Raw genomic sequence first — 20,183 nt, 5'->3', positions numbered from 1 at the left:
ACCCCCATGTATACGGAACAACAAACCATTGATCTTCAAAACAGGACCAATACCTTATTGAAACAATTGCCCGCCATAGCGGAGTCGAAAGTGGAGGTGTTAAGAGATGTCTTGCGTTTTCATGAATACCGGTATTATGTACTGGACACACCGCTGATAGCAGATTACGAATACGATCAATTGTATAAGGCACTCGAAGCAATTGAAAAAGCGCATCCGGAGCTGATTCGGCCTGATTCGCCTACACAACGGGTGGCAAGTGGTTTAAACAGTGCGTTTCCAACTGTATCCCACCTGGTGCCCATGTTGTCATTGGATAACTCTTACAATGCGGATGACCTGGTCGACTGGGACCGCCGGGTGCGGGAAGGTGCGCGCAGGGATATCATTGAATACTGCGTAGAGCCCAAATTTGATGGAGCAAGTATTTCATTGATTTACGAAAATGATATCCTGGTACGCGGGGCTACCAGGGGTGATGGTGTACAGGGAGATGATATCACCACCAATATTCGCCAGATACGGTCAGTGCCCTTATCAGCAAAATTTTCGGATTACGGTATTACTCAAATAGAAATACGAGGTGAGGTCTTGCTTACAAAAAAGCATTTCAAGGCTTTCAATGATAAACTGGCGGAACAGAATTTACCTCCGTTGGCCAATCCACGGAATGCAGCTTCCGGTTCCCTGCGCATTAAAGATCCGGAAGAAGTAAGGCGTCGAAACCTGGAAGCTTTTTTATACCATGTAAGTTATCATGTAGATCAGAACAATCTTCCACCAGAAGCCTTGCTTAGCCATAGTGGGGCGCTGGATTTGCTCTGGGAGCTGGGATTCCGTAGTCCGGCTAAAGAAAAACGCGTTTTCAACGGAATTCAGGACGTGATACAATATTGCCAGGATTTTGAGGCGGGCAGAGATGATTTGCCTTATGAAATTGATGGTATGGTAATCAAGGTAAACAGTGCGGAATTGCAGGACCGGTTAGGCATGACTACCCACCACCCCCGATGGGCCATTGCCTATAAGTTTAAAGCACGGCAGGCCACCAGTAAATTACGGGGAGTTGAATTCCAGGTAGGCAGAACCGGAGCCATTACACCGGTTGCTAAAATAGATCCGGTTCCAATCGGAGGTGTTACGGTTGGATCGATTTCCCTGTTTAATGAAGATGTGATCAGGGAGAAGGACCTGATGATCGGTGACACCGTTTTGGTAGAGCGTGCCGGTGATGTGATTCCATACATTGTAAAATCAATGGCAGAACTGCGTAACGGGGAAGAACAACCGATTCTGTTTCCGCGGAATTGTCCGCGTTGTGAATCGCCCCTTTTCCGTGAAGAAGGGGAGGCCGTTTGGCGCTGTATTAATATTGATTGTCCGGCCCAGGTAGTAGAACGCATCATACACTTTGTTTCCAAGGATGCCATGGATATCCGGAGTTTCGGAGAGGCGAATGTGCGCAAGTTTTATGAGCTGGGCTGGCTCAAAGATATCCCGGGAATTTACCGCCTTCCCTTTAATGAAATGAGAAAGCTGGAAGGTTTTGGGGAGAAATCCATCACCAACCTGCAAACAAATATTGAGAAGTCCAAATCACAGCCCCTGCACCGGTTGATATTTGCCCTTGGGATCCGGTATGTGGGTGAAACTACAGCAAAGACCCTGGCACAATCGATCACGCACCTGAATGACCTGAGCCGTATGAGCCTGGAAGACCTGCAATCGCTGGAGGATGTGGGGGTGAAAGTAGCCAACAGTATTTACCAGTTTTTTAAGAACCCCTCGAATGTGGAGTTGATCCGGGAGTTGGAAAGCCTCGGACTTTCCATGCAAACAGAGAAAAAGGGTCCGGTGGAAGGAGGATCATTATCCGGACAAACCTTCCTGTTCACGGGTACCCTTAACCGATTAAAGCGATCAGAAGCCGAAGAGATGGTGGAAGCCCGTGGGGGAAAGCTGCTCAGCGGGGTAAGCAGTAAGCTGAATTACCTCGTTGTTGGGGAAGATGCAGGTTCAAAACTGGAGAAAGCAAAGAAGATTCCCCAGATCAGGATCCTCTCGGAAGAAGATTTTTTAAAAATGATGGAGGAAGAATAAACGCATAATGAATTTGGGTCATATCTTTTCGTAACTTTAAAAAAAAGGGTACGATGATCAAATCAATATCTGGCGAAGTATGGAAGCCACTTCAGTTTCCGGGATGGAAACACCTTCGCAAACAGTATGCCTTGTCTTCTAACGGTCGCATTGCCAGCTATTCTGAAAATGTGCTGGAAGATGGTAAACTGTTGAATGGTTCCCTGACCACCGGTTACAAAACATTGAACCTGCACCGTCCGGGAAATAATGGCACCTTGTACGTACATCGTGAAATTGCACGCCTCTTCCTCAAGAAACCTTCTCCGAAGCATCGGTATGTGATTCACCTGAATCATAACAAAACTGATAATTCTGTTAAGAATCTGAAATGGGCAACCCTGGAAGAAATGATTGAACACCAGCAAAGCAGTCCGGCTAAAGTGGCTTATAAAAAAGTCCAGGCCAACCGTTCCAACGGATTAAAACTGAATGCTACCCAGGTTCGTTCCATCAAGAAAACACTGGAAAGCAAAAACCGTAAACTGACCATCCGCCAGCTGGCTGAAAAGTATGGGGTCAGTGAAATGACACTCTATCGCATTAAAAGTGGCGAAAACTGGTCCAAGGTGAAGTAAACAAGATGCCTGCGATTCTGTTTTACCTTTGCACATTCAATCAATCGCATGGCATACTCTTCACTGGAAGCAGCACTATTGGATTTGGAGCGAACCGGGCAACTGGTTCGGATTCGGGAGGAAGTGGATCCTTACCTGGAAATGGCGGCTATTCACCTTCGGGTATATGAAGCCGGCGGACCGGCACTTCTTTTTGAACGTGTAAAGGGCAGCAGGTTTCGGGCTGCTTCCAATATATTTGGAACACTGGACCGAAGCCGCTTTCTTTTCAGGGAAAGTCTGAACCAGGTACAGCAACTCATCCGGCTTAAAAACGATCCCATGAAAGCGCTCAAGCATCCCTTTCAGTATGCGGGTGCAGGATGGGCGGCATTAAAAGCATTGCCATTAAAAAATCCACTTAACAAGCCGGTTTTATACCAACAGATACGCATAAGCGAAATACCGCAGATACACCACTGGCCAATGGACGGTGGTGCTTTTGTTACACTCCCACAGGTATATACAGAAGACATCGATCAACCAGGTATTATGAAAGCTAACCTGGGTATGTACCGTATCCAGTTATCCGGAAATGAGTACGTGCAGGATAAAGAAATCGGGCTGCATTATCAATTGCACAGGGGAATTGGCGTACACCAGACCAAGGCTAACAGGAAGGGTCAACCGCTTAAAGTATCTGTATTTGCAGGTGGACCTCCCTCCCACACAGTTTCGGCCGTTATGCCCTTGCCGGAAGGCATGAGTGAAATGACATTTGCAGGTTTGCTGGGCAGTAGACGTTTCAGGTATACGTATCGGGATGGGTTTTGTATCAGCACCGATGCAGACTTTGTGATAACCGGAGAAGTGTATCCGGAAGAGAATAAACCGGAAGGACCTTTTGGAGATCACCTCGGATATTATAGCCTGCGACATGATTTCCCGCTGATGCGGGTAAAAGCAGTGTACGCACGTCAAAATGCGATCTGGCCATTTACTGTGGTAGGTCGCCCTCCCCAGGAAGATACCAGCTTTGGACAATTGATTCATGAAATCACCGGAGACGCCATTCCTCAGGAGATCCCAGGATTAAAAGAAGTGCATGCCGTGGATGCAGCTGGTGTACACCCTTTATTGCTGGCCGTTGGAAGCGAGCGATATACTCCTTACCTGCCAACCAAACAACCGGCCGAACTGCTCACCATTGCCAATCATGTGCTGGGCACAGGGCAATTAAGTTTGGCCAAGTTTCTGTTTATTACAGCCGACGACCAGAACCGGGTGAGCACCCATCATGAGCAGGCTTTTTTTGAATATCTGCTGGAGCGGATTCATCTCGACCGCGATGTTCATTTCCATACCAATACCACCATTGATACCCTTGACTATTCTGGCACCGGCCTGAATACCGGCAGTAAAGTAGTGTTTGCAGCCTATGGTGAGCCGGTGCGTACACTTTGCCAATCAGTGCCGGAGGTGATGGGCAGGTTGCCTTTTGTAAAAGATGCCCGATGGGTAATGCCGGGTGTAGTGGCTTTTCAAACCTCTGCCTATTCGGGAGCGGGGGCCGCAAGAGAAACCATCCAGGAAATGGATGTTTACTTACGGTCATCAATTGATGAATTAAACGGACTGCCGCTGATGATCTGGTGTGATGATGCAGCATTCACGGCTGCCAATCTGCGGAACTGGCTCTGGGTAAGTTTCACCCGCAGCAATCCCTCACATGACATATATGGCATTGATGCATTTACGGAAAATAAACACTGGGGGTGTCGCGGACCACTGATCATTGATGCCCGTATTAAACCGCATCATGCTCCTGCGGTAGTAACCGATCCGGAGGTAGAGAAAAAAGTAGAACGCCTATTCGATAAAGGGGGAAGTTTGTATGGCGCATTAAAATAATTCTATGATACAACAACGCACCTTATCCTTTCTGAAGGGATTGAAAAAAAACAACGACAAATCCTGGTTCGACGAGAACCGTTCGGCTTATGAAGCAGCCCGAAAAGATGTAGAGCAATTTGTACAATCTATCATTGATGCACATGCGAAAAAAGATCCGGGCATCGCGGAACTGGAGGCGAAAAAATGTATGTTCCGTATTAACAGGGATGTGCGCTTCAGTAAAGACAAATCACCTTACAAAACGAATTTCGGAGCCAGCATCAATGAGGGAGGAAAGAAAGCGCTTGCAGGGGGATACTATATACACATAGAACCGGGTAATAGTTTTGCTGGTGGAGGTATTTACATGCCGATGCCACCCGAACTAAAAAAAGTGCGGCAGGAAATTGATTACAATGCGGAAGAGTTTGAAAAAATTTTGAAATCGAAGGCCTTTGTTTCAACTTTTGGCGGATTATCGGATGGCGAGGGAATGAAACTTTCCCGTGTGCCGCAGGGATTTGATAAAGACTCTCCGGCAGCCGATTACCTGGTGTACAAAAGTTATGTAGCCATGATGCCGCTTACAGATAAGGAATTAACCGACCCTGGCATCAGTAAAAAAATACTTAAGTCCTTTGAAACGCTCCAACCACTCCTGGCATTTATCAAGAGAAGTTTGGAGTAATAAAAGTAAAGAACAGCCGAACCCGCGCAGAAAGGTTCGGCTGTTTATATTATCAGGACAATAATCCTTTTTGCTGAAGATATTCAGCAATCTGAACCGCATTGGTGGCGGCACCTTTGCGCAGGTTATCGCTGACGATCCACATATTCAGTGTATTGGGTTGAGATTCATCCCTACGCAAACGACCAACAAAAACTTCGTCCTTTTCGTGTGCATCCTTTGGCATCGGATATTGTGCGTTGGCAGGATCATCTACCAGTACAACACCAGGTGCAGAAGAAAGCAAAGAACGTATTTCGTTCAGATCGAAGTCCTGCGCAAATTCCACATTCACACTTTCAGAGTGCCCACCCATTACCGGAATCCGAACCGTAGTGGCAGTAACACGGATCGTTTCATCCCGCATGATCTTTTTGGTTTCATTCACCATTTTCATTTCTTCCTTGGTGTAACCATTGTCAAGGAATACATCGATTTGTGGAATCACATTAAGATCAATCGGATATTTATAGGCCATTTCACCCTGAATACCTTTACGCTCATTCATCAATTGGTCAACCGCTTTTACACCGGTACCGGTTACACTCTGGTAAGTGGATACCACCAACCGTTTGATACCGTATTTTTTATGCAGCGGATTCAATGCAACTACCATTTGAATGGTTGAGCAATTCGGATTGGCAATGATTTTATCAGTGGCAGTAAGAATATCGGCATTCAGTTCAGGCACTACCAGGGGTTTGGCAGGGTCCATGCGCCATGCAGAAGAGTTATCGATAACAGTAATACCCGCAGCTGCAAATTTGGGAGCCCACTCAAGGGAGGTGCTTCCGCCGGCAGAAAAGAGCGCCACCGCGGGTTTGGCTGCGATGGCATCTGTCATGCTAACCACTTTGTATTTTTTACCCTGGTACTCCACTTCCTTACCCACTGATTTTTCAGAAGCTACTGGAATCAATTCGGTAACGGGAAAATTCCGTTCAGCCAATACTTGTAACATTTTGGTTCCAACCAGTCCGGTGGCCCCTACAACTGCGACTTTCATTGCGTTTTTGCTTGCATTTTGGTTATAAAAAAAGCCTTCCCTACTTGGGAAGGCCTGTGTTATTTAGTGAACATATACGAGATCACACACCTTCCACTTGTGGGAGCTGTTTCTTGGTCTTCGTAGTATGTTTCATTGTAATCATGGTGCACGAAATTAATGCGAAGGGTTTTTTCACCCAAATAATTATTTGGACTTGACAATAGTTGGCAGACTGAGTAGTTTTAGATCATGTGGAAATGGATGCAGTTTGCGGTGCTTGTATTTTCTTTTGAAACCCTTTATGGACAAGGATTTCCGGTTGTTATTACAGAGATCATGGGGGATCCTTTACCCAGCGTTGGGTTGCCTGCAGAAGAGTTTGTAGAACTAACCAATGTTAGTACTCTTGAGATCAGTTTGAGTGGATGGAAACTTTCCAATGGCAGAACAATTGGAAGGTTAGGAGACAGTGTTCGCATGGCTCCCGGTGAAATATTGATTCTTTGTCCGGCCAGAGCGATTAACCTCTTTACTTCCTATGGGCGCACCATCGGTCTAAGCCCATTTCCTGCGATTTCCAATGCTGGCGATACCCTGTTCTTGTTGAATGAAAAAGATGAACTGGTGTTTGCAGCCGCCTATCTTCCTTCTCTTTTGAAAGACGAGAAAGCAGATGGGGGCTGGTCCCTCGAAATGGTGAACAAAGAAAAGACCTGCAGACAGATAAACAACTGGCGCGCCAGTTTGGATACATCGGGAGGAAGCCCGGGCAAAACCAATAGTCATTCACCTTCAATTGTTACATTACCCGTTGTGGATCCAATTCATGCCTGGTGCCCGGATGAGTACACGATTCGAATAGCCTTCACCGATAGAATTCACCAGTTGGTTGCCGAACAGGCTGCGTTGTATAAGCTGGAGGCCGGACCGGAAGTGGAAAAAGTGGAACTGCTGGCACCTTTCCAACAGGAGATGCTGCTACATTTGCGAAACGCCCTTGAGCCAGGAAAAATTTATACACTGCAAGTAGCCGCTATTCCAGGGTGTGATGAAGATCCTGAGCAGGGAGCAGGGTTCAGAAAGTTAAAAGTTGGTTTAGCGGATACTACGGAGAAAGCCATCGTTATAAATGAGATTTTAGCAGACCCAATAAACGGAGGTAGTGATTTTATTGAACTCTTTCATTTTGGTAAGGCGCCGGTTCAACTCGAAGGATGGCAGATTGCCAGTAGAAACAGCAATGGAAATTTGTCAGGCCTCAGGGCCTTGGTTCCGGGTCCTCGTTTCCTCTATCCGGGAGATTTCCTGGTTGTAACTACGGATGCAAACTGGATACAGCGACAATACCTGGTGAAACATCCCAACTGTTTGGTGGAATTGGCCTCCCTGCCTTCCTTTCCGAATGACAAAGGAACAGTCGTACTCCTGGATGCGATGCAGCAAGTGATAGATGAGGTCCAATACGATGCAGCCTGGCACCATGAGATGCTTCGGAACACGGAGAATGTTTCATTGGAGCGCAGGGATCCGGCAGTTTCCAGTCTGTCAGCCTTGAACTGGACATCCGCGGCTGCGCATGCCGGTTATGGTACGCCAGGTTATGAAAATTCGCAAGCAGGTATTCCTGATGATCCGGACCGGGTATTTTTAACTGAACAGGTGGTGAGTCCAGATGGTGACGGCCACCAGGATTACTGTGAAATACAATACGAGTTTGCACAACCAGGATACCAGGTAAGCATCCGGATTTTTGACCACTTGGGAAATCCGCATCGAATGTTTATTAACAATGGCATTTGTGCGATGAAAGGAAGTTTTAAATGGGATGGAAGGAATGATAAACATCATCTTGTAGCTAATGGTTTGTACATAATCGTGGTGGATGCCTGGCATCTTTCCGGAAAAACAAAACGTTACCGGCTGGCGGTAACGTTGGGTAAAAAATATTAAACCGAGCCAAGCTTTATTCTGCGAGTTTGATCTCGAAGTTCACCAGGTCCACAAATTGCTGAATGCGTTCATCAATTTGAGCCGCATTGATTTCCTTCATCCGGGTTGTGCCAAATTTCTCAACACAAAAAGATGCCAGCGCGGAACCTTTGATAATGGCCGTTTTCATATTGTTGAAGGAAATATCCTGGGTGGCTGCAAGATGACCTACAAATCCGCCTGCGAATGTATCACCTGCGCCTGTTGGGTCGAAGACTTCTTCGAGGGGCAATGCCGGTGCAAAGAAAACTTCATTCTCGTGGAAGAGCAGGGCACCATGTTCGCCCTTTTTGATCACCAGGAATTTCGGTCCCATTTTCATGATTTCCTTGGCTGCTTTTACCAGGGAGAACTGACCGCTTAACTGGCGCGCCTCGCTATCATTCACCATCAGTACATCCACTTCTTTTAGCACAATTTCCAGGTCAGCCATGGCCGTATCCATCCAGAAGTTCATGGTGTCCATCACGATCAATTTCGGACGGTTTTTCAATTGACGGATAACGCTCAGTTGAAGACTTGGCATCAGGTTACCGAGCATGAGGAATTCCGATCCCTGGTAGGCATCCGGCACTTTCGGTTCAAAGCTGGCCAGTACATTGAGTTGGGTATCCAGGGTATCGCGGGTATTCATATCGAGGTGGTACTTACCGGCCCAGAAAAAGGATTTTTCCTCTTGTTTCACCTGCACGCCATCCATCTGAACCCCTCTCCCTTTCAATTCTTCCAGTTCCTCTTCTGGAAAATCATACCCGATTACGGAGATCTGGTTTACGGGCTTCACAAAATTGGAAGCAGCATAGGCAACATAAGTGGCGGAACCTCCGATGATCTGTCCGCTTTTTCCAAAGGGCGTTTCAATGGCATCAAAAGCCATCGTACCTACAACGATTAAAGACATATTTGTGTGTTTTTGCTTTACTCCACCATTCCGCCAGCGGGGATTCCATTCCTCCCAGAGCGGATGGCGGATGAAGTGAACGCGCGCAAAAGTACCCGAAAATTTTGAAGCCGGATGCACTAACGTTTGTTCGTATGTATATTTGGGGTCATATGGCGAAGATCAAGAGCAAAAACAACGGCACTAAAAAGGAAGTGATCGTAGAAGCCGCTACCCGGTTGTTCCGCGAAAAAGGCTTTAAAGCCGCTTCCATGCGCGATTTGGCGGAAGCTGTAGGTGTAGAAGCAGCCAGCCTTTACAATCATATTCAATCGAAGGAAGAATTACTCCAGGAAATCTGTTTCAAGGTGGCCAACACCTTTAATCAGCACCTGGATACCATTGAATCCAGTGAACTGCCGGCGATCCGAAAAGTGGAAGCAATATTGCGCTTTCATATCCGCCAGATGCTGGAACACTACGAGCTGGTACTGGTGGCAGATCGCGACTGGAAACACCTCTCCGACCCCTATCTTTCCAATTTTCACAACCAGCGCCGCACATATCGCAAACGCCTGGCAGGAATTATCGAGAAGGGAATCCAGACCGGCGAGATCAAACAAGTTGACGCTCCCACTGTTGTATTGATCATGCTGCATGCCGTAAACGGTATTGAAAGCTGGCATCGAAGCAGGGAAAAAATCTCTGCCAAACAACTCGAAGAAAATATGGTGTTGATCATGATTGAAGGACTGAAAGCATGACCATGCATTTCCACAAGCTGACCATCAGCGATATCCGACCTGAAACGAATGAATGTGTATCCATTGCATTCGAAATTCCCGAAGATCTTAAAGAGCAGTATCGTTTTCGTGAAGGGCAGAATATCACCCTGCGGGCCACCATCAATGGTGAAGAAGTAAGACGTTCCTACTCCGTATGCAGTTCACCGCTGGAGGATGAAATGCGTATAGCAGTGAAAGCAATTGCAGACGGACGTTTTTCCAATTACGCCAATACGCAACTTAAAAAGGGCGATCGTTTGGACGTCTTACCACCCACCGGCAAATTCTATACGCCTATTGACAGAGCAGCTTCCAAAGAATACATGGCATTTGCAGCAGGCAGTGGTATTACGCCCATTATTTCGATCATTAAAACTGTTCTTGCTTCAGAACCGAAGAGCCGGTTCACGCTGGTGTATGGAAACCGTAACAGGGCATCCATCATCTTCCGGGAACAACTCGAAGCATTGAAAAATAAATACATGGATCGCTTTCGGCTGATTTATATTCTGAGCCGGGAAAAAACCGATGCCCCACTATTGCATGGACGCATCGATGCTGCCAAATGTGAAGCACTGGGAGATAAACTACTGGAATGGAAGCAGGTGGATCACTATTTTCTGTGCGGACCAGAACAACTGATCTTTTCAGTGCGCGATTATCTGCAGGAAAAAAAAGTGCCAGCTGATCGCATCCATTTTGAGTTATTTACCACGCCCGGTCAGGATTCCGCAACCAAGACCAGGCAAACAACTGCTTCCACCGAACCTGGACAACTCGCAAAAGTGACCATTAAAGCCGATGGCCGGTCACTTGAATTACAGGTTCCTTTCGAGGGTCCGGCTATCCTGGATGCAGCCCTCCAGGCAGGTGCCGACTTGCCCTATGCCTGCAAGGGCGGGGTTTGTTGTACCTGCAGAGCCAAACTGGTGACGGGTGAAGTAACCATGGATACCAATTATGCCCTGGAACCCGATGAGTTAGAAGCAGGTTTTATCCTTACCTGCCAAAGCCACCCAAGAAGCACAGAGCTGTTGATCGATTTTGACCAGAAATAAGCAATCCCCTAACAGTTGTTAGTTTTTACGCCTAAAATGCTATTTTTACGCTATGGAAAAGCAGGCAACTATTAACCTGGAGCAGCAGTTCCAGGACCGTGTTGATCAGGATATCCGCATTGAGCCAAAAGACTGGATGCCGGATAAATATCGTCAAACTCTGATCCGTCAGATTTCCCAGCATGCACACAGCGAAATTGTAGGCATGTTACCGGAAGGCAACTGGATAACCCGAGCCCCATCACTGCGCAGGAAGGCGACATTGATTGCAAAAGTGCAGGACGAAGCGGGTCATGGACTCTATCTCTACAGCGCTGCAGAAACCCTGGGTATCAGTCGCGCTGAAATGATCGACCAGCTACACACCGGAAAAGCAAAATATTCCAGCATCTTCAATTATCCCACGCTCACATGGGCTGATATCGGCACTATTGGCTGGCTGGTAGATGGAGCTGCAATTATGAACCAGGTTCCACTTTGTCGCACTTCCTATGGACCTTACGCCCGTGCGATGGTACGGATTTGCAAGGAGGAAAGTTTTCACCAGCGTCAGGGGTTTGAGATTTTGCTGACCCTGAGCAGAGGTTCCGAAGCGCAAAAAGCTATGTGCCAGGACGCGATCAACCGCTGGTGGTGGCCCAGTATCATGATGTTCGGTCCTGCTGATGACGCATCACCTCATACTGCGCAGAGCATGAAATGGAAGATCAAACGTTTTACCAACGATGAACTGCGGCAAAAATTTGTTGATATCTGTGCTGATCAGGTGAAAATCCTGGGCATGGAATTACCGGATCCGGAGTTGAAATGGAATGCCGAAAGAGGACATTATGATTTTGGAAAAATCAACTGGGAGGAATTCTGGCAGGTGATCAGTGGAAACGGCCCTTGTAACAAGGAGCGGATTGCCGCCAGAGTAAAAGCACATGAAGAAGGTGCCTGGGTGCGGGAAGCAGCAACCGCATTCGCAACTAAACGAGCTCAAAAACAAAGCGCAGCAGTAGCATGAAAATAGTTATCCAGATACAACGATATGGCGATTATGGTGATCGCGAACCGGTAAAAGCGGAAGGGGCAACTCAAAACCAGGCCGACTGGCCATTGTGGGAAGTATTCATCCGCAGCAAGATGGGGTTAGATCACAAACATGTGGGGAGTTTGCATGCAGCAGATGCCCAGATGGCGATTGAAAACGCAAGGGATGTATATACGCGTCGCCAGGAAGGGATTAGCATCTGGGTGGTGGAGAGCAAATACATCCATGCCTCCAATCCGGATGAAGCTGCCAGCTTCTATGACCCTGCCAATGATAAAGTGTACCGGCACCCGACATTTTATGATTTACCGGATGAACTAAAAGCAATGTGAGACGACAGATGTGAGACGTCAGATGTGAGATGTGAGACGTGACACCAATCCAAAATCTCACTTCTGACATCTCACGTCTCACATTTCACTTCCTAATTCATACTTCACATTTCATACTTCCTAATTCAAATGTTTCATCTTACTCTTCACCTGGCCGATGACGCCTTAATTCTAGGACACCGCAACAGCGAATGGACAGGACATGGGCCGAACCTGGAGCAGGATATCGCCATATCAAATATTGCGCTGGACCAGATCGGACAGGCAAGAAATTTTTATCAATACGCAGCGGAACTGTATAATGCTAACAAGGATGCATATACGAATATTATAAGTTCACCGGCTTTTCTCCAGGTAATCGGATCAATTGACGAAGATGATCTTGCCTACTTGCGGGATGCGATGGAATTTCGCAATCATCTTTTGGTGGAATTGAATAAAGGGGATTGGGCAGTAACAATTACCCGGCAATTTTTTATGAGCCTGTACCAGCAATTATTGTATACGGATCTCCAATATTCAGCTGATAAAAGGCTGGCTGCTATTGCAGAGAAATCATTGAAAGAAGTGAACTATCATGTTCGCTGGAGTGGTGAGTGGGTGATTCGGCTTGGTGACGGTACGGAGGAAAGTCATCACCGCATGGAAACAGCCATCGATCAGCTCTGGCCTTATGTGGGAGAATTGTTTATACCAGCTGATTTTCAGTTGGAGGCAGCAGCATCGGGACTGCTAAAAAATCCGGAGTATTATCGAGAGCCCTGGCTGGAAAAAACGCGTGCCGCATTTGAGCAGGCCGGATTAATGATTCCCGCACCAAATTGGTACCAGAAAGGAGGCAAACAGGGAATCCATACGGAACACCTGGGGTACCTGCTGGCCGAAATGCAATACCTGCAGCGCAGTCACCCCGGCGCGCAATGGTAAACAATCCACCGTCATTAACAGACGGGTAATGAATAGATATGTCAACCGAATCGACCATATGGAAATTGCTGGAAGAAGTGAAGGATCCGGAAGTACCGGTTTTATCGGTAGTAGATCTGGGTATTATCCGCGACGTAAAGCAAACTGAAAACGGCGCGGAAATTTCCATCACTCCCACTTATTCCGGATGCCCGGCAATGGATGTGATAGCGATGCAGATCAGAATGGTACTTGCAGGCCATGGTTATTTACCGGTAACCATCAGAACAGTACTCTCACCGGCATGGACAACCGAATGGATGACCGAAGCAGGAAAAGAAAAGTTACTGGCCTATGGTATCGCACCGCCAAATCCCAAACAGCAGGTATGCACACCGGATTATTTTCAACAGGAAGAAGCAGTTCAATGTCCGCATTGCCGATCCTTTCATACCCGGAGGATCAGTGAGTTTGGCAGCACTGCCTGTAAGGCATTGTACCAGTGTGAGGACTGCAAAGAGCCTTTTGATTATTTCAAATGTCATTAACTGTGCCACGCTAATTGTTTAGGTTTGTGGCAGAAACTCAATCTATGGCTGAATCCATACTTTTTAGCATTGAAGAGGGGGTAGGAAAAATTACCTTAAACCGTCCGGATAAACTGAATTCATTTAACCGGGAAATGGCTCTCCAATTACAGGCAGTATTAAAAGAATGTGAAGCTCCTGAAATCCGTTCCGTATTTCTCACCGGCGCAGGCAAAGCATTCTCTGCGGGCCAGGACCTGGCAGAAGTGGTAGATCCGGAAGGACCTGGCATGGCAAGAATTTTATCGGAGCATTACAATCCAATTGTAATGGGTATACGCGATCTGAAAAAACCTGTTGTAGCTGCAGTAAACGGTGTGGCAGCTGGAGCAGGAGCCAATATTGCGCTGGGTTGCGATATTGTGGTAGCCGCGAAATCAGCCAGTTTTATCCAGGCATTTTCTAAAATCGGATTGATTCCAGATAGTGGAGGAACTTTCTACCTGCCGCGATTAATCGGTCATCAGAAAGCCAGTGCCCTGATGTTATTAGGGGAAAAAGTAAGTGCGGAAGAAGCAGAACGATTGGGTATGATCTATCAATTTTATGAAGATGACCAGTTTATGGAGCAGGCTTTTAGCATTGCAGCGAAACTTGCAACCATGCCAACAGTTGGACTGGCCTATACCAAAAAAGCATTGCAATGGTCGTTCACACATGCACTGATTGAACAGTTAGCAAATGAAGACAAACTGCAGCAACGCGCAGCCAATACCGAAGATTTCAAAGAAGGCGTCCAGGCCTTTCTGGAGAAACGAGCCCCTGTATTTAAAGGAAAATAAGATGGAAAAATCATCCTACGAAAAAGTGGTTGACCACATGCTGCAGCAGGATGCGTTCAGCCAGTGGCTGGGTATCGAATTGCTGGAAATCAGGGAAGGGTACAGCCGCATCAGGATGACCATCCGGAAGGAAATGGTAAACGGGTTTGGCATTGCACATGGAGGTATTGCATTCTCTCTGGCGGACAGTGCCTTTGCATTTGCCTGCAACAATCGCAACAATTTATCGGTCGCCCTTGATACCAATATTTCATTTACCAGGGCCGTTCAGATCGGTGATACGTTGACTGCCGAGGCAACGGAAATCCACAATGGCCGGAGTACTGGAGTTTATTCCATAGGCATATTCAACCAGCGTAATGAACAGGTAGCCCTTTTCAAAGGAACTTGTTTCCGAACTGGGAAAACGCATATTTGACATATTATGTTTATTTCATTCAAGGGATTTATTCCGGTAGTACATCCTAGTTCCTATGTACACCCACAGGCATGCATAACCGGAAATGTGATCATTGGGAAAGATTGTTATATTGGTCCGGGTGCAGCTTTACGTGGCGACTGGGGTGGCATCATTCTGGAAGACGGCTGTAATGTGCAGGAAAACTGCACCATTCACATGTTTCCAGGTTATACAGTATTACTTAAGCAGGGTGCGCATATCGGTCACGGTGCCATTGTACATGGCGCCCAGATCGGCCGCAATTGCCTGGTAGGAATGAATTCGGTGATCATGGATCGCGTTGAATTGGGTGATGAATCCATCGTTGGTGCATTAAGTTTTATTAAAGAAGGAACCATTATTCCTCCCCGAAGCCTGGTAGTGGGCAACCCCGGAAAAATCATTAAGGAAGTAAGTGACGAAATGCTTTCCTGGAAAACCAAAGGCACCGCCTTATACCAGGCACTGCCCAAAGAAATGCAGCAATATAGCCAGGTTTGCGAACCATTAACGGAGCTTCCGGCCGACCGTCCCAGCCAGGAGATCCTGTATGAAACATGGCAGTTGTCCAAATGAACTACCTTCGCCCATTAACAGCGTATAATCGTGTCAGAGAAATCAAATTTTGTTGATCAGATCCGCGTTTTTTGCCGAAGTGGTCATGGCGGAGCCGGAAGTAAACATTTCATGCGAACCAAGTTCAACCCGAAAGCCGGTCCCGATGGTGGCGACGGCGGCCGGGGTGCACATATCATCCTGCGTGGTAACAAAAACCTCTGGACTCTTCTGCACCTGCGCTATCACAAAAACATCCTTGCCGAAAACGGGGAGAGCGGAAGCGGCAATAACTCCACCGGACGTAGCGGAAAGGATATTTACATTGACGTGCCTCTTGGAACCATTGCCTTTGACGAGGAAACTGGCGAAAAAGAAGCCGAAATCCTGGAAGACGGGCAGGAAGTCATTCTGATGAAAGGAGGCCGTGGCGGGCTTGGAAATGCCCGATTTGCCACTCCCACCAATCAGGCGCCTGAGCATGCCCAACCCGGAGAACCCGGAGCGGAGGGTTATAAAATACTGGAATTAAAAGTGCTGGCAGATGTGGGACTGGTAGGTTTTCCGAATGCCGGTAAATCCACTCTGCTGAGTGTGATCACCGCTGCCAAACCCAAGATCGCGGATTATGCCTTTACCACACTGAGCCCTCAACTGGGAATGGTGGAATACCGGGACGGAAAATCATTCTGTATTGCTGACCTGCCCGGAATTATTGAAGGGGCGGCCGAGGGACGCGGACTGGGGCACCGGTTCCTGCGTCATATTGAACGCAACTCCGCACTCCTGTTCCTGATACCTGCCGACAGCAAGGATCACCGTAAGGAATTTGAGATCTTACTCAACGAACTGGAAGAATACAACCCGGAATTACTGGAAAAGGATATTGTAATTGCAATAAGCAAAAGCGATATGCTGGATGATGAGTTAAAAGCAGCCATCAGTAAAGAGCTGCCTGTCGAATATCCGCATCTTTTCATATCTTCTGTAACCCAACAGGGACTGAAGGAATTAAAAGACCTGCTCTGGCAGATCCTCAACCGACCGGTGGACTAAACCTTTTCATATGCGTACAGGAAGTATTTTCTTATCGATCCGACTCAGAAAATATCCCTTTTTACGATTCCTGTCGAACCTGCTCCGGAGTTGCTGGCTATTTTTCCCATCGCTGGTATTCATCATCCTGGCCATGGTGGCATTTTCTCAACTTAGCCAGGGACAGGATATCCTGATTTCTTTCACTGAAACTGCAGGCGCATTTGGTCATGTACTGGCTGCCAAGATGATCTTCCTGGTGGCGATTTTTTTCTGGGTTTATGTCAGTTGGTATTCATCCCGGATGGTTGCTTACATCAAAGGCTGGCAACACCGGGAGGCCGTACGGATTATAGATCCGGTGTTAAGTGATCAGGCCTATGCATCCTTATACGATATGGAATTGAGGTTTCTGCAACGGTTTCCCCGAATTATCGGTTATGGATGTTTGTTAGTAGTTATGATTGTACTGAGCCTGCTTCTTTTTCCCGATAGCTGGGCTCAGGAACAGCCTTTCCTCGTGTTGATTGGAGCCACCTTACTTGCCTGGCTGGCTGATCGCACGCTGATCCGGCTGGTGCAATTGCCGGGTAAATCCGCCTTGTTAAGGAATATTGCCTGGGGTTTATTCGGGCTGGTATTACTGCTGCCGGTTTTATATGTAAAGTATGATCTGTTCAGTCGAATACCCTATATTCTGCTGCTGCTACTGCTCCTGTTTTTTCTCTATATGCTGTACATCAATGTACGTCGCCAACACATGATAAGAGAAGGATCGAAGGCAGGGCGGATAACGGGCATTCATCCCGCCAAAGCTTTTGAAAGGCTGGTGGAACGGTCAATGAAATTTTTACACCTGCCGAACGAAGAGAAAAATTATTTCGCCGTTTTTAACCTGGTGGCAGCAATCGGTTTATGCTTTTACCTCCTTGCGATTAACTCTCTTGCAGCCAGTGTACAAATAGGCCCTTTTGCAGTTATCCTGCTTGCCTTCGCAGTTCTCCAGGGCTTTGGTAATATGCTATCCGCCCTCTCCTGTAAATTCCAGGTCAATTTTCATTTTTTCATTTTCCTGTTTGCAGCTTTTCTTCCAACACCGGATCACCATATTGTAAGAACAGGGAGTTTATCGGAGCGGCAACTGGATCCGGCGATCTATGAAAAGCGGCAGCAGTTATCCGAATATTTTTATCACTGGGTAAAATCAAGACCGGAAATTGATACAGCAGCTTCGTATGATATGTACCTGGTATTGGCAAATGGCGGCGCATCCAGATCAGCCTATTGGGTAGCTTCTGTTTTAGGCAAACTGGAAGATGCTTCATTACAGGATCCCCGTGGCCGTTTTTCACGTCATCTTTTTTGTTTATCAGGTACTTCCGGAGGAGGGTTGGGTATTGCCAATTTTTACACCACCTTACTACACCAGCAAAATAAAGAACCGGTAAAGGGATTTGAAGCATCGGGCCGTGAGTTCCTGCGCCAGGATTTTTTAAGTTTCACACTGGCAAGGATGCTGGGACCGGATTTCTTCAACTACATACCGCTGCTTAACAAGATTGTGCCTAATGAAGATCGTGCGGAAGCATTGGAGCAGGCCATTGAAAGAGGTATTGATGCATCCTATTATCGGGTGGGCTTCGACAGTACCTGGTTTGATCAGTGCCTTACCAAAACCGGAGTACCGCATTCCCTGCCTGTACTTTTCATCAATACCACCCGGGTTAAAGATGGAAGCCCCGGAGTAGTGTCCAACATTCATATCGCCCCGAATGTTTTCAACCGCAGGGTAGATGTTGCGGCACTTTTGCCAAAAGATCAAACCATCCGTCTAAGCACAGCCACGATATTGGGAGCCAGGTTTCCGTATATCAGTCCCGCAGGGCGCATCAACCAGATCAAAACTCCCTCCTCTCCCAACGGTACAGACACTACCAGGGCGCATTATTTCGTAGACGGAGGGTATTTTGATAATTCAGGAGCCGGTGCTGTGCAGGAAATGATCCGGACGCTTCTTAAACTGGCAGCTGCCAGTCCGGATGATGAAATCCGCAAACGATCAGCAAAACTGAACATTCGGGTAATTCAGATAACCAACAGTCCACAGGGGACTGTTCCATTAAAACCGATCGGTCCATTTGTCAACGATCTGCTCTCGCCGCTGCTCACCATCACCGGTGCATTTGATATGCAGACAACCGTGAATGATCGCCGCTTTATCACCTACATTCAGGACCTGCAGCAACAGGGTACAAAAGGAGTTTTCAGGTCTTTTGAATACATCCCCATTCATTTGTACAATGATCCGGATGTACCGGGTGATACGCTTTCCAAAGGCCCCTATGCCATGAACTGGTTTATATCTGATAGTGTCCGTAACCAGATGGATCGCAGATTAGTGAACCAACCCCGACTAATCGCGTTGTTAAAAGAGTTTGATTTGATAACAGGGAATTAATTTTTTGGTAACTTTAAGAAGGTAGTTTTCAGGCATGAAAAATTGTACTACCATAGGGGCAAGAATCCTTTTTCTAATGGGATTTTTTTTCGCTTGTTTGCTTTCAGTAAACGGGCAAACAGCTACTAGTGCAGCTTCAATCGAATTTCTAAAAGCGGAAGACGGTTACCTGTTTTTCAAAGCCCGACTGAATACTTCAAAAAAAGAAAAGACCACATTATTTGTGCGTGATCAGGAAGGCGAGTTGGTACATGAAGACAAGATGGTTGGCTCCAGCTTTGATAAAGTATATAAAATTCCTTCCTCCTGTGCGGACGAACTGGTTTTTGAATGGGTAAAACCTCAGCGTATCCTGTTAAAAAAATTCAAGGTGATCCGGAATGAGATTAGTTATGTAACGGTAACCAGGATGCATTAAACAGCCGGCCCATTATCTTTCCATCTCCATAAATGTACGCAGGCATAGGTCCGATAGGGAGCCCATTTCTTTGAGATCTTCAACATTTTTTCCCTGAATAATTTTCGATCAGCATCATCGAGGCGATAGAGTCTTTTCATCGCCATTTGAATACCCAGGTCATCAATAGCAAACACATCTTCTCTTGCCATGGCGAACATGAGTAACATTTCTACCGTCCATCTGCCAACACCTTTGATCTGTGTGAGATAGGCGATTACTTCTTCATTGGAAAGCTTGTTGAGTTTTTTGTAATCCATCCCCTCTTCAAGGGCAAAACGCGCCACATTTTGTACATAGTTTACTTTGGCATTGGACAAACCGATTCCCCGTAATGTTTCAAAAGGCGTCTCCAGGATCTGTTGCGGATGAGGCAGATTACCCTCATACAGTGATAAGAATCGCTGCTTGATTACGGCAGCCACCTTTACAGATAACTGTTGACTCATAATAGAACTGCACAGATAGAAATCCAGCCGCTGTTGTTTTTTAAGCACGAAGGGTTCTCCGTCAAGGATGGAAGCCATCTTCTTATCCAGTGAAAGGTGATCAAAATAAGACATACCCGAAAGTAGTAATT

General features: G+C 46.8%; 20 protein-coding genes. 17 read left to right on the top strand and 3 right to left on the bottom strand.

Annotation, left to right across the window (positions count from 1 at the left end; all coding sequences use genetic code 11):
* Nucleotides 1-6: 6 nt before the first annotated feature.
* From ligA to L0U88_RS14200, 4 genes are read left to right on the top strand one after another with little or no spacing between them, the layout of a single operon-like run.
* Entirely contained in the window at nucleotides 7-2,100 is a 2,094-nt protein-coding gene (gene ligA / locus L0U88_RS14215) for an NAD-dependent DNA ligase LigA (protein ID WP_234866738.1), read from the top strand.
* 53 nt (nucleotides 2,101-2,153) lie between these two features.
* On the top strand, nucleotides 2,154-2,717 hold the full coding sequence (locus L0U88_RS14210; protein ID WP_234866737.1) for an NUMOD4 domain-containing protein: 564 nt from the start codon (nucleotides 2,154-2,156) through the stop codon (nucleotides 2,715-2,717).
* 48 nt (nucleotides 2,718-2,765) lie between these two features.
* On the top strand, nucleotides 2,766-4,607 hold the full coding sequence (locus L0U88_RS14205) for a UbiD family decarboxylase (RefSeq protein ID WP_234866736.1): 1,842 nt from the start codon (nucleotides 2,766-2,768) through the stop codon (nucleotides 4,605-4,607).
* Nucleotides 4,608-4,611: 4 nt separating this feature from the next.
* Complete coding sequence (locus L0U88_RS14200) at nucleotides 4,612-5,277, top strand: DUF2461 domain-containing protein (RefSeq protein WP_234866735.1); 666 nt, start codon at nucleotides 4,612-4,614, stop codon at nucleotides 5,275-5,277.
* Between the two features lie 52 nt (nucleotides 5,278-5,329).
* On the opposite strand, the gene L0U88_RS14195 is transcribed toward L0U88_RS14200, so the two are convergent.
* On the bottom strand, nucleotides 5,330-6,322 hold the full coding sequence (locus tag L0U88_RS14195) for an aspartate-semialdehyde dehydrogenase (RefSeq protein WP_234866734.1): 993 nt from the start codon (nucleotides 6,320-6,322) through the stop codon (nucleotides 5,330-5,332).
* A 231-nt stretch (nucleotides 6,323-6,553) separates the two neighbouring features.
* Between L0U88_RS14195 and L0U88_RS14190 the strand changes: the two genes are divergently transcribed.
* On the top strand, nucleotides 6,554-8,254 hold the full coding sequence (locus L0U88_RS14190; protein WP_234866733.1) for a lamin tail domain-containing protein: 1,701 nt from the start codon (nucleotides 6,554-6,556) through the stop codon (nucleotides 8,252-8,254).
* 13 nt (nucleotides 8,255-8,267) lie between these two features.
* Here L0U88_RS14190 and L0U88_RS14185 read toward each other — a convergent pair whose 3' ends face one another.
* Nucleotides 8,268-9,194 carry a PfkB family carbohydrate kinase gene (locus L0U88_RS14185; RefSeq protein WP_234866732.1) on the bottom strand — a complete coding sequence of 309 codons (927 nt, stop codon included), beginning with the start codon at nucleotides 9,192-9,194 and terminating at the stop codon, nucleotides 8,268-8,270.
* 152 nt (nucleotides 9,195-9,346) lie between these two features.
* On the opposite strand from L0U88_RS14185, the gene L0U88_RS14180 reads away from it, so the two are divergent.
* The 12 genes from L0U88_RS14180 (at nucleotide 9,347) to L0U88_RS14125 (ending at nucleotide 19,564) form a co-directional block, all read left to right on the top strand.
* On the top strand, nucleotides 9,347-9,937 hold the full coding sequence (locus L0U88_RS14180; protein ID WP_234866731.1) for a TetR/AcrR family transcriptional regulator: 591 nt from the start codon (nucleotides 9,347-9,349) through the stop codon (nucleotides 9,935-9,937).
* Nucleotides 9,934-11,016, top strand: a complete 1,083-nt coding sequence (gene paaE / locus L0U88_RS14175; RefSeq protein WP_234866730.1) for a 1,2-phenylacetyl-CoA epoxidase subunit PaaE — start codon at nucleotides 9,934-9,936, stop codon at nucleotides 11,014-11,016. Before L0U88_RS14180 ends, paaE begins: the two co-directional genes overlap by 4 nt.
* Before the next feature lie 52 nt (nucleotides 11,017-11,068).
* Nucleotides 11,069-12,025, top strand: a complete 957-nt coding sequence (gene paaA / locus L0U88_RS14170; RefSeq protein WP_234866729.1) for a 1,2-phenylacetyl-CoA epoxidase subunit PaaA — start codon at nucleotides 11,069-11,071, stop codon at nucleotides 12,023-12,025.
* Complete coding sequence (gene paaB / locus L0U88_RS14165) at nucleotides 12,022-12,384, top strand: 1,2-phenylacetyl-CoA epoxidase subunit PaaB (RefSeq protein ID WP_353620662.1); 363 nt, start codon at nucleotides 12,022-12,024, stop codon at nucleotides 12,382-12,384. The genes paaA and paaB overlap by 4 nt, the downstream gene beginning before the upstream one ends.
* A 129-nt stretch (nucleotides 12,385-12,513) precedes the next feature.
* Nucleotides 12,514-13,311, top strand: coding sequence for a 1,2-phenylacetyl-CoA epoxidase subunit PaaC (gene paaC, locus L0U88_RS14160; RefSeq protein WP_234866728.1), 798 nt, complete (start codon nucleotides 12,514-12,516; stop codon nucleotides 13,309-13,311).
* A gap of 38 nt (nucleotides 13,312-13,349) precedes the next feature.
* Nucleotides 13,350-13,838 carry a 1,2-phenylacetyl-CoA epoxidase subunit PaaD gene (gene paaD, locus L0U88_RS14155; RefSeq protein WP_234866727.1) on the top strand — a complete coding sequence of 163 codons (489 nt, stop codon included), beginning with the start codon at nucleotides 13,350-13,352 and terminating at the stop codon, nucleotides 13,836-13,838.
* Nucleotides 13,839-13,882: 44 nt separating this feature from the next.
* The gene (locus L0U88_RS14150) at nucleotides 13,883-14,659 is read left to right on the top strand and encodes an enoyl-CoA hydratase-related protein (protein WP_234866726.1); all 777 of its coding nucleotides are present in this window, start codon (nucleotides 13,883-13,885) and stop codon (nucleotides 14,657-14,659) included.
* A 1-nt stretch (nucleotide 14,660) separates the two neighbouring features.
* Entirely contained in the window at nucleotides 14,661-15,077 is a 417-nt protein-coding gene (paaI, locus tag L0U88_RS14145; protein WP_234866725.1) for a hydroxyphenylacetyl-CoA thioesterase PaaI, read from the top strand.
* Nucleotides 15,078-15,083: 6 nt separating this feature from the next.
* Nucleotides 15,084-15,674: an acyltransferase gene (locus L0U88_RS14140; protein ID WP_234866724.1), complete on the top strand. Its 591-nt coding sequence runs from the start codon at nucleotides 15,084-15,086 to the stop codon at nucleotides 15,672-15,674.
* Nucleotides 15,675-15,704: 30 nt separating this feature from the next.
* Nucleotides 15,705-16,709, top strand: coding sequence for a GTPase ObgE (gene obgE, locus L0U88_RS14135; protein WP_234866723.1), 1,005 nt, complete (start codon nucleotides 15,705-15,707; stop codon nucleotides 16,707-16,709).
* Nucleotides 16,710-16,719: 10 nt separating this feature from the next.
* The gene (locus L0U88_RS14130) at nucleotides 16,720-19,146 is read left to right on the top strand and encodes a hypothetical protein (RefSeq protein ID WP_234866722.1); all 2,427 of its coding nucleotides are present in this window, start codon (nucleotides 16,720-16,722) and stop codon (nucleotides 19,144-19,146) included.
* A gap of 76 nt (nucleotides 19,147-19,222) precedes the next feature.
* The gene (locus L0U88_RS14125) at nucleotides 19,223-19,564 is read left to right on the top strand and encodes a hypothetical protein (protein ID WP_234866721.1); all 342 of its coding nucleotides are present in this window, start codon (nucleotides 19,223-19,225) and stop codon (nucleotides 19,562-19,564) included.
* Here L0U88_RS14125 and L0U88_RS14120 read toward each other — a convergent pair.
* On the bottom strand, nucleotides 19,561-20,166 hold the full coding sequence (locus L0U88_RS14120) for a DNA-3-methyladenine glycosylase family protein (protein WP_234866720.1): 606 nt from the start codon (nucleotides 20,164-20,166) through the stop codon (nucleotides 19,561-19,563). The two genes, L0U88_RS14125 and L0U88_RS14120, sit on opposite strands and share 4 nt — an antisense overlap.
* Between the last annotated feature and the right edge of the window lie 17 nt (nucleotides 20,167-20,183).

The sequence above is a fragment of the Flavihumibacter fluminis genome (genome assembly GCF_021491375.1).
Classification (GTDB): domain Bacteria; phylum Bacteroidota; class Bacteroidia; order Chitinophagales; family Chitinophagaceae; genus Flavihumibacter; species Flavihumibacter fluminis.
Note: the sequence above shows the minus strand (reverse complement) of the source record. Positions and strands in the feature narration are given on the sequence as shown.

Bases quoted from the DNA above. Each gene is read 5' to 3' on its own strand.
- L0U88_RS14150 (WP_234866726.1), top strand. From the start codon at position 13,883: ATGGCTGAATCCATACTTTTTAGCATTGAAGAGGGGGTAGGAAAAATT.
- L0U88_RS14120 (WP_234866720.1), bottom strand. From the start codon at position 20,166: ATGTCTTATTTTGATCACCTTTCACTGGATAAGAAGATGGCTTCCATC.
- L0U88_RS14130 (WP_234866722.1), top strand. From the start codon at position 16,720: ATGCGTACAGGAAGTATTTTCTTATCGATCCGACTCAGAAAATATCCC.
- paaI (WP_234866725.1), top strand. From the start codon at position 14,661: ATGGAAAAATCATCCTACGAAAAAGTGGTTGACCACATGCTGCAGCAG.
- paaC (WP_234866728.1), top strand. From the start codon at position 12,514: ATGTTTCATCTTACTCTTCACCTGGCCGATGACGCCTTAATTCTAGGA.
- paaD (WP_234866727.1), top strand. From the start codon at position 13,350: ATGTCAACCGAATCGACCATATGGAAATTGCTGGAAGAAGTGAAGGAT.
- L0U88_RS14185 (WP_234866732.1), bottom strand. From the start codon at position 9,194: ATGTCTTTAATCGTTGTAGGTACGATGGCTTTTGATGCCATTGAAACG.
- paaA (WP_234866729.1), top strand. From the start codon at position 11,069: ATGGAAAAGCAGGCAACTATTAACCTGGAGCAGCAGTTCCAGGACCGT.
- L0U88_RS14210 (WP_234866737.1), top strand. From the start codon at position 2,154: ATGATCAAATCAATATCTGGCGAAGTATGGAAGCCACTTCAGTTTCCG.
- L0U88_RS14140 (WP_234866724.1), top strand. From the start codon at position 15,084: ATGTTTATTTCATTCAAGGGATTTATTCCGGTAGTACATCCTAGTTCC.
- paaE (WP_234866730.1), top strand. From the start codon at position 9,934: ATGACCATGCATTTCCACAAGCTGACCATCAGCGATATCCGACCTGAA.
- L0U88_RS14195 (WP_234866734.1), bottom strand. From the start codon at position 6,322: ATGAAAGTCGCAGTTGTAGGGGCCACCGGACTGGTTGGAACCAAAATG.
- paaB (WP_353620662.1), top strand. From the start codon at position 12,022: ATGAAAATAGTTATCCAGATACAACGATATGGCGATTATGGTGATCGC.
- L0U88_RS14125 (WP_234866721.1), top strand. From the start codon at position 19,223: ATGGGATTTTTTTTCGCTTGTTTGCTTTCAGTAAACGGGCAAACAGCT.
- L0U88_RS14190 (WP_234866733.1), top strand. From the start codon at position 6,554: ATGTGGAAATGGATGCAGTTTGCGGTGCTTGTATTTTCTTTTGAAACC.
- L0U88_RS14205 (WP_234866736.1), top strand. From the start codon at position 2,766: ATGGCATACTCTTCACTGGAAGCAGCACTATTGGATTTGGAGCGAACC.
- L0U88_RS14200 (WP_234866735.1), top strand. From the start codon at position 4,612: ATGATACAACAACGCACCTTATCCTTTCTGAAGGGATTGAAAAAAAAC.
- L0U88_RS14180 (WP_234866731.1), top strand. From the start codon at position 9,347: ATGGCGAAGATCAAGAGCAAAAACAACGGCACTAAAAAGGAAGTGATC.
- ligA (WP_234866738.1), top strand. From the start codon at position 7: ATGTATACGGAACAACAAACCATTGATCTTCAAAACAGGACCAATACC.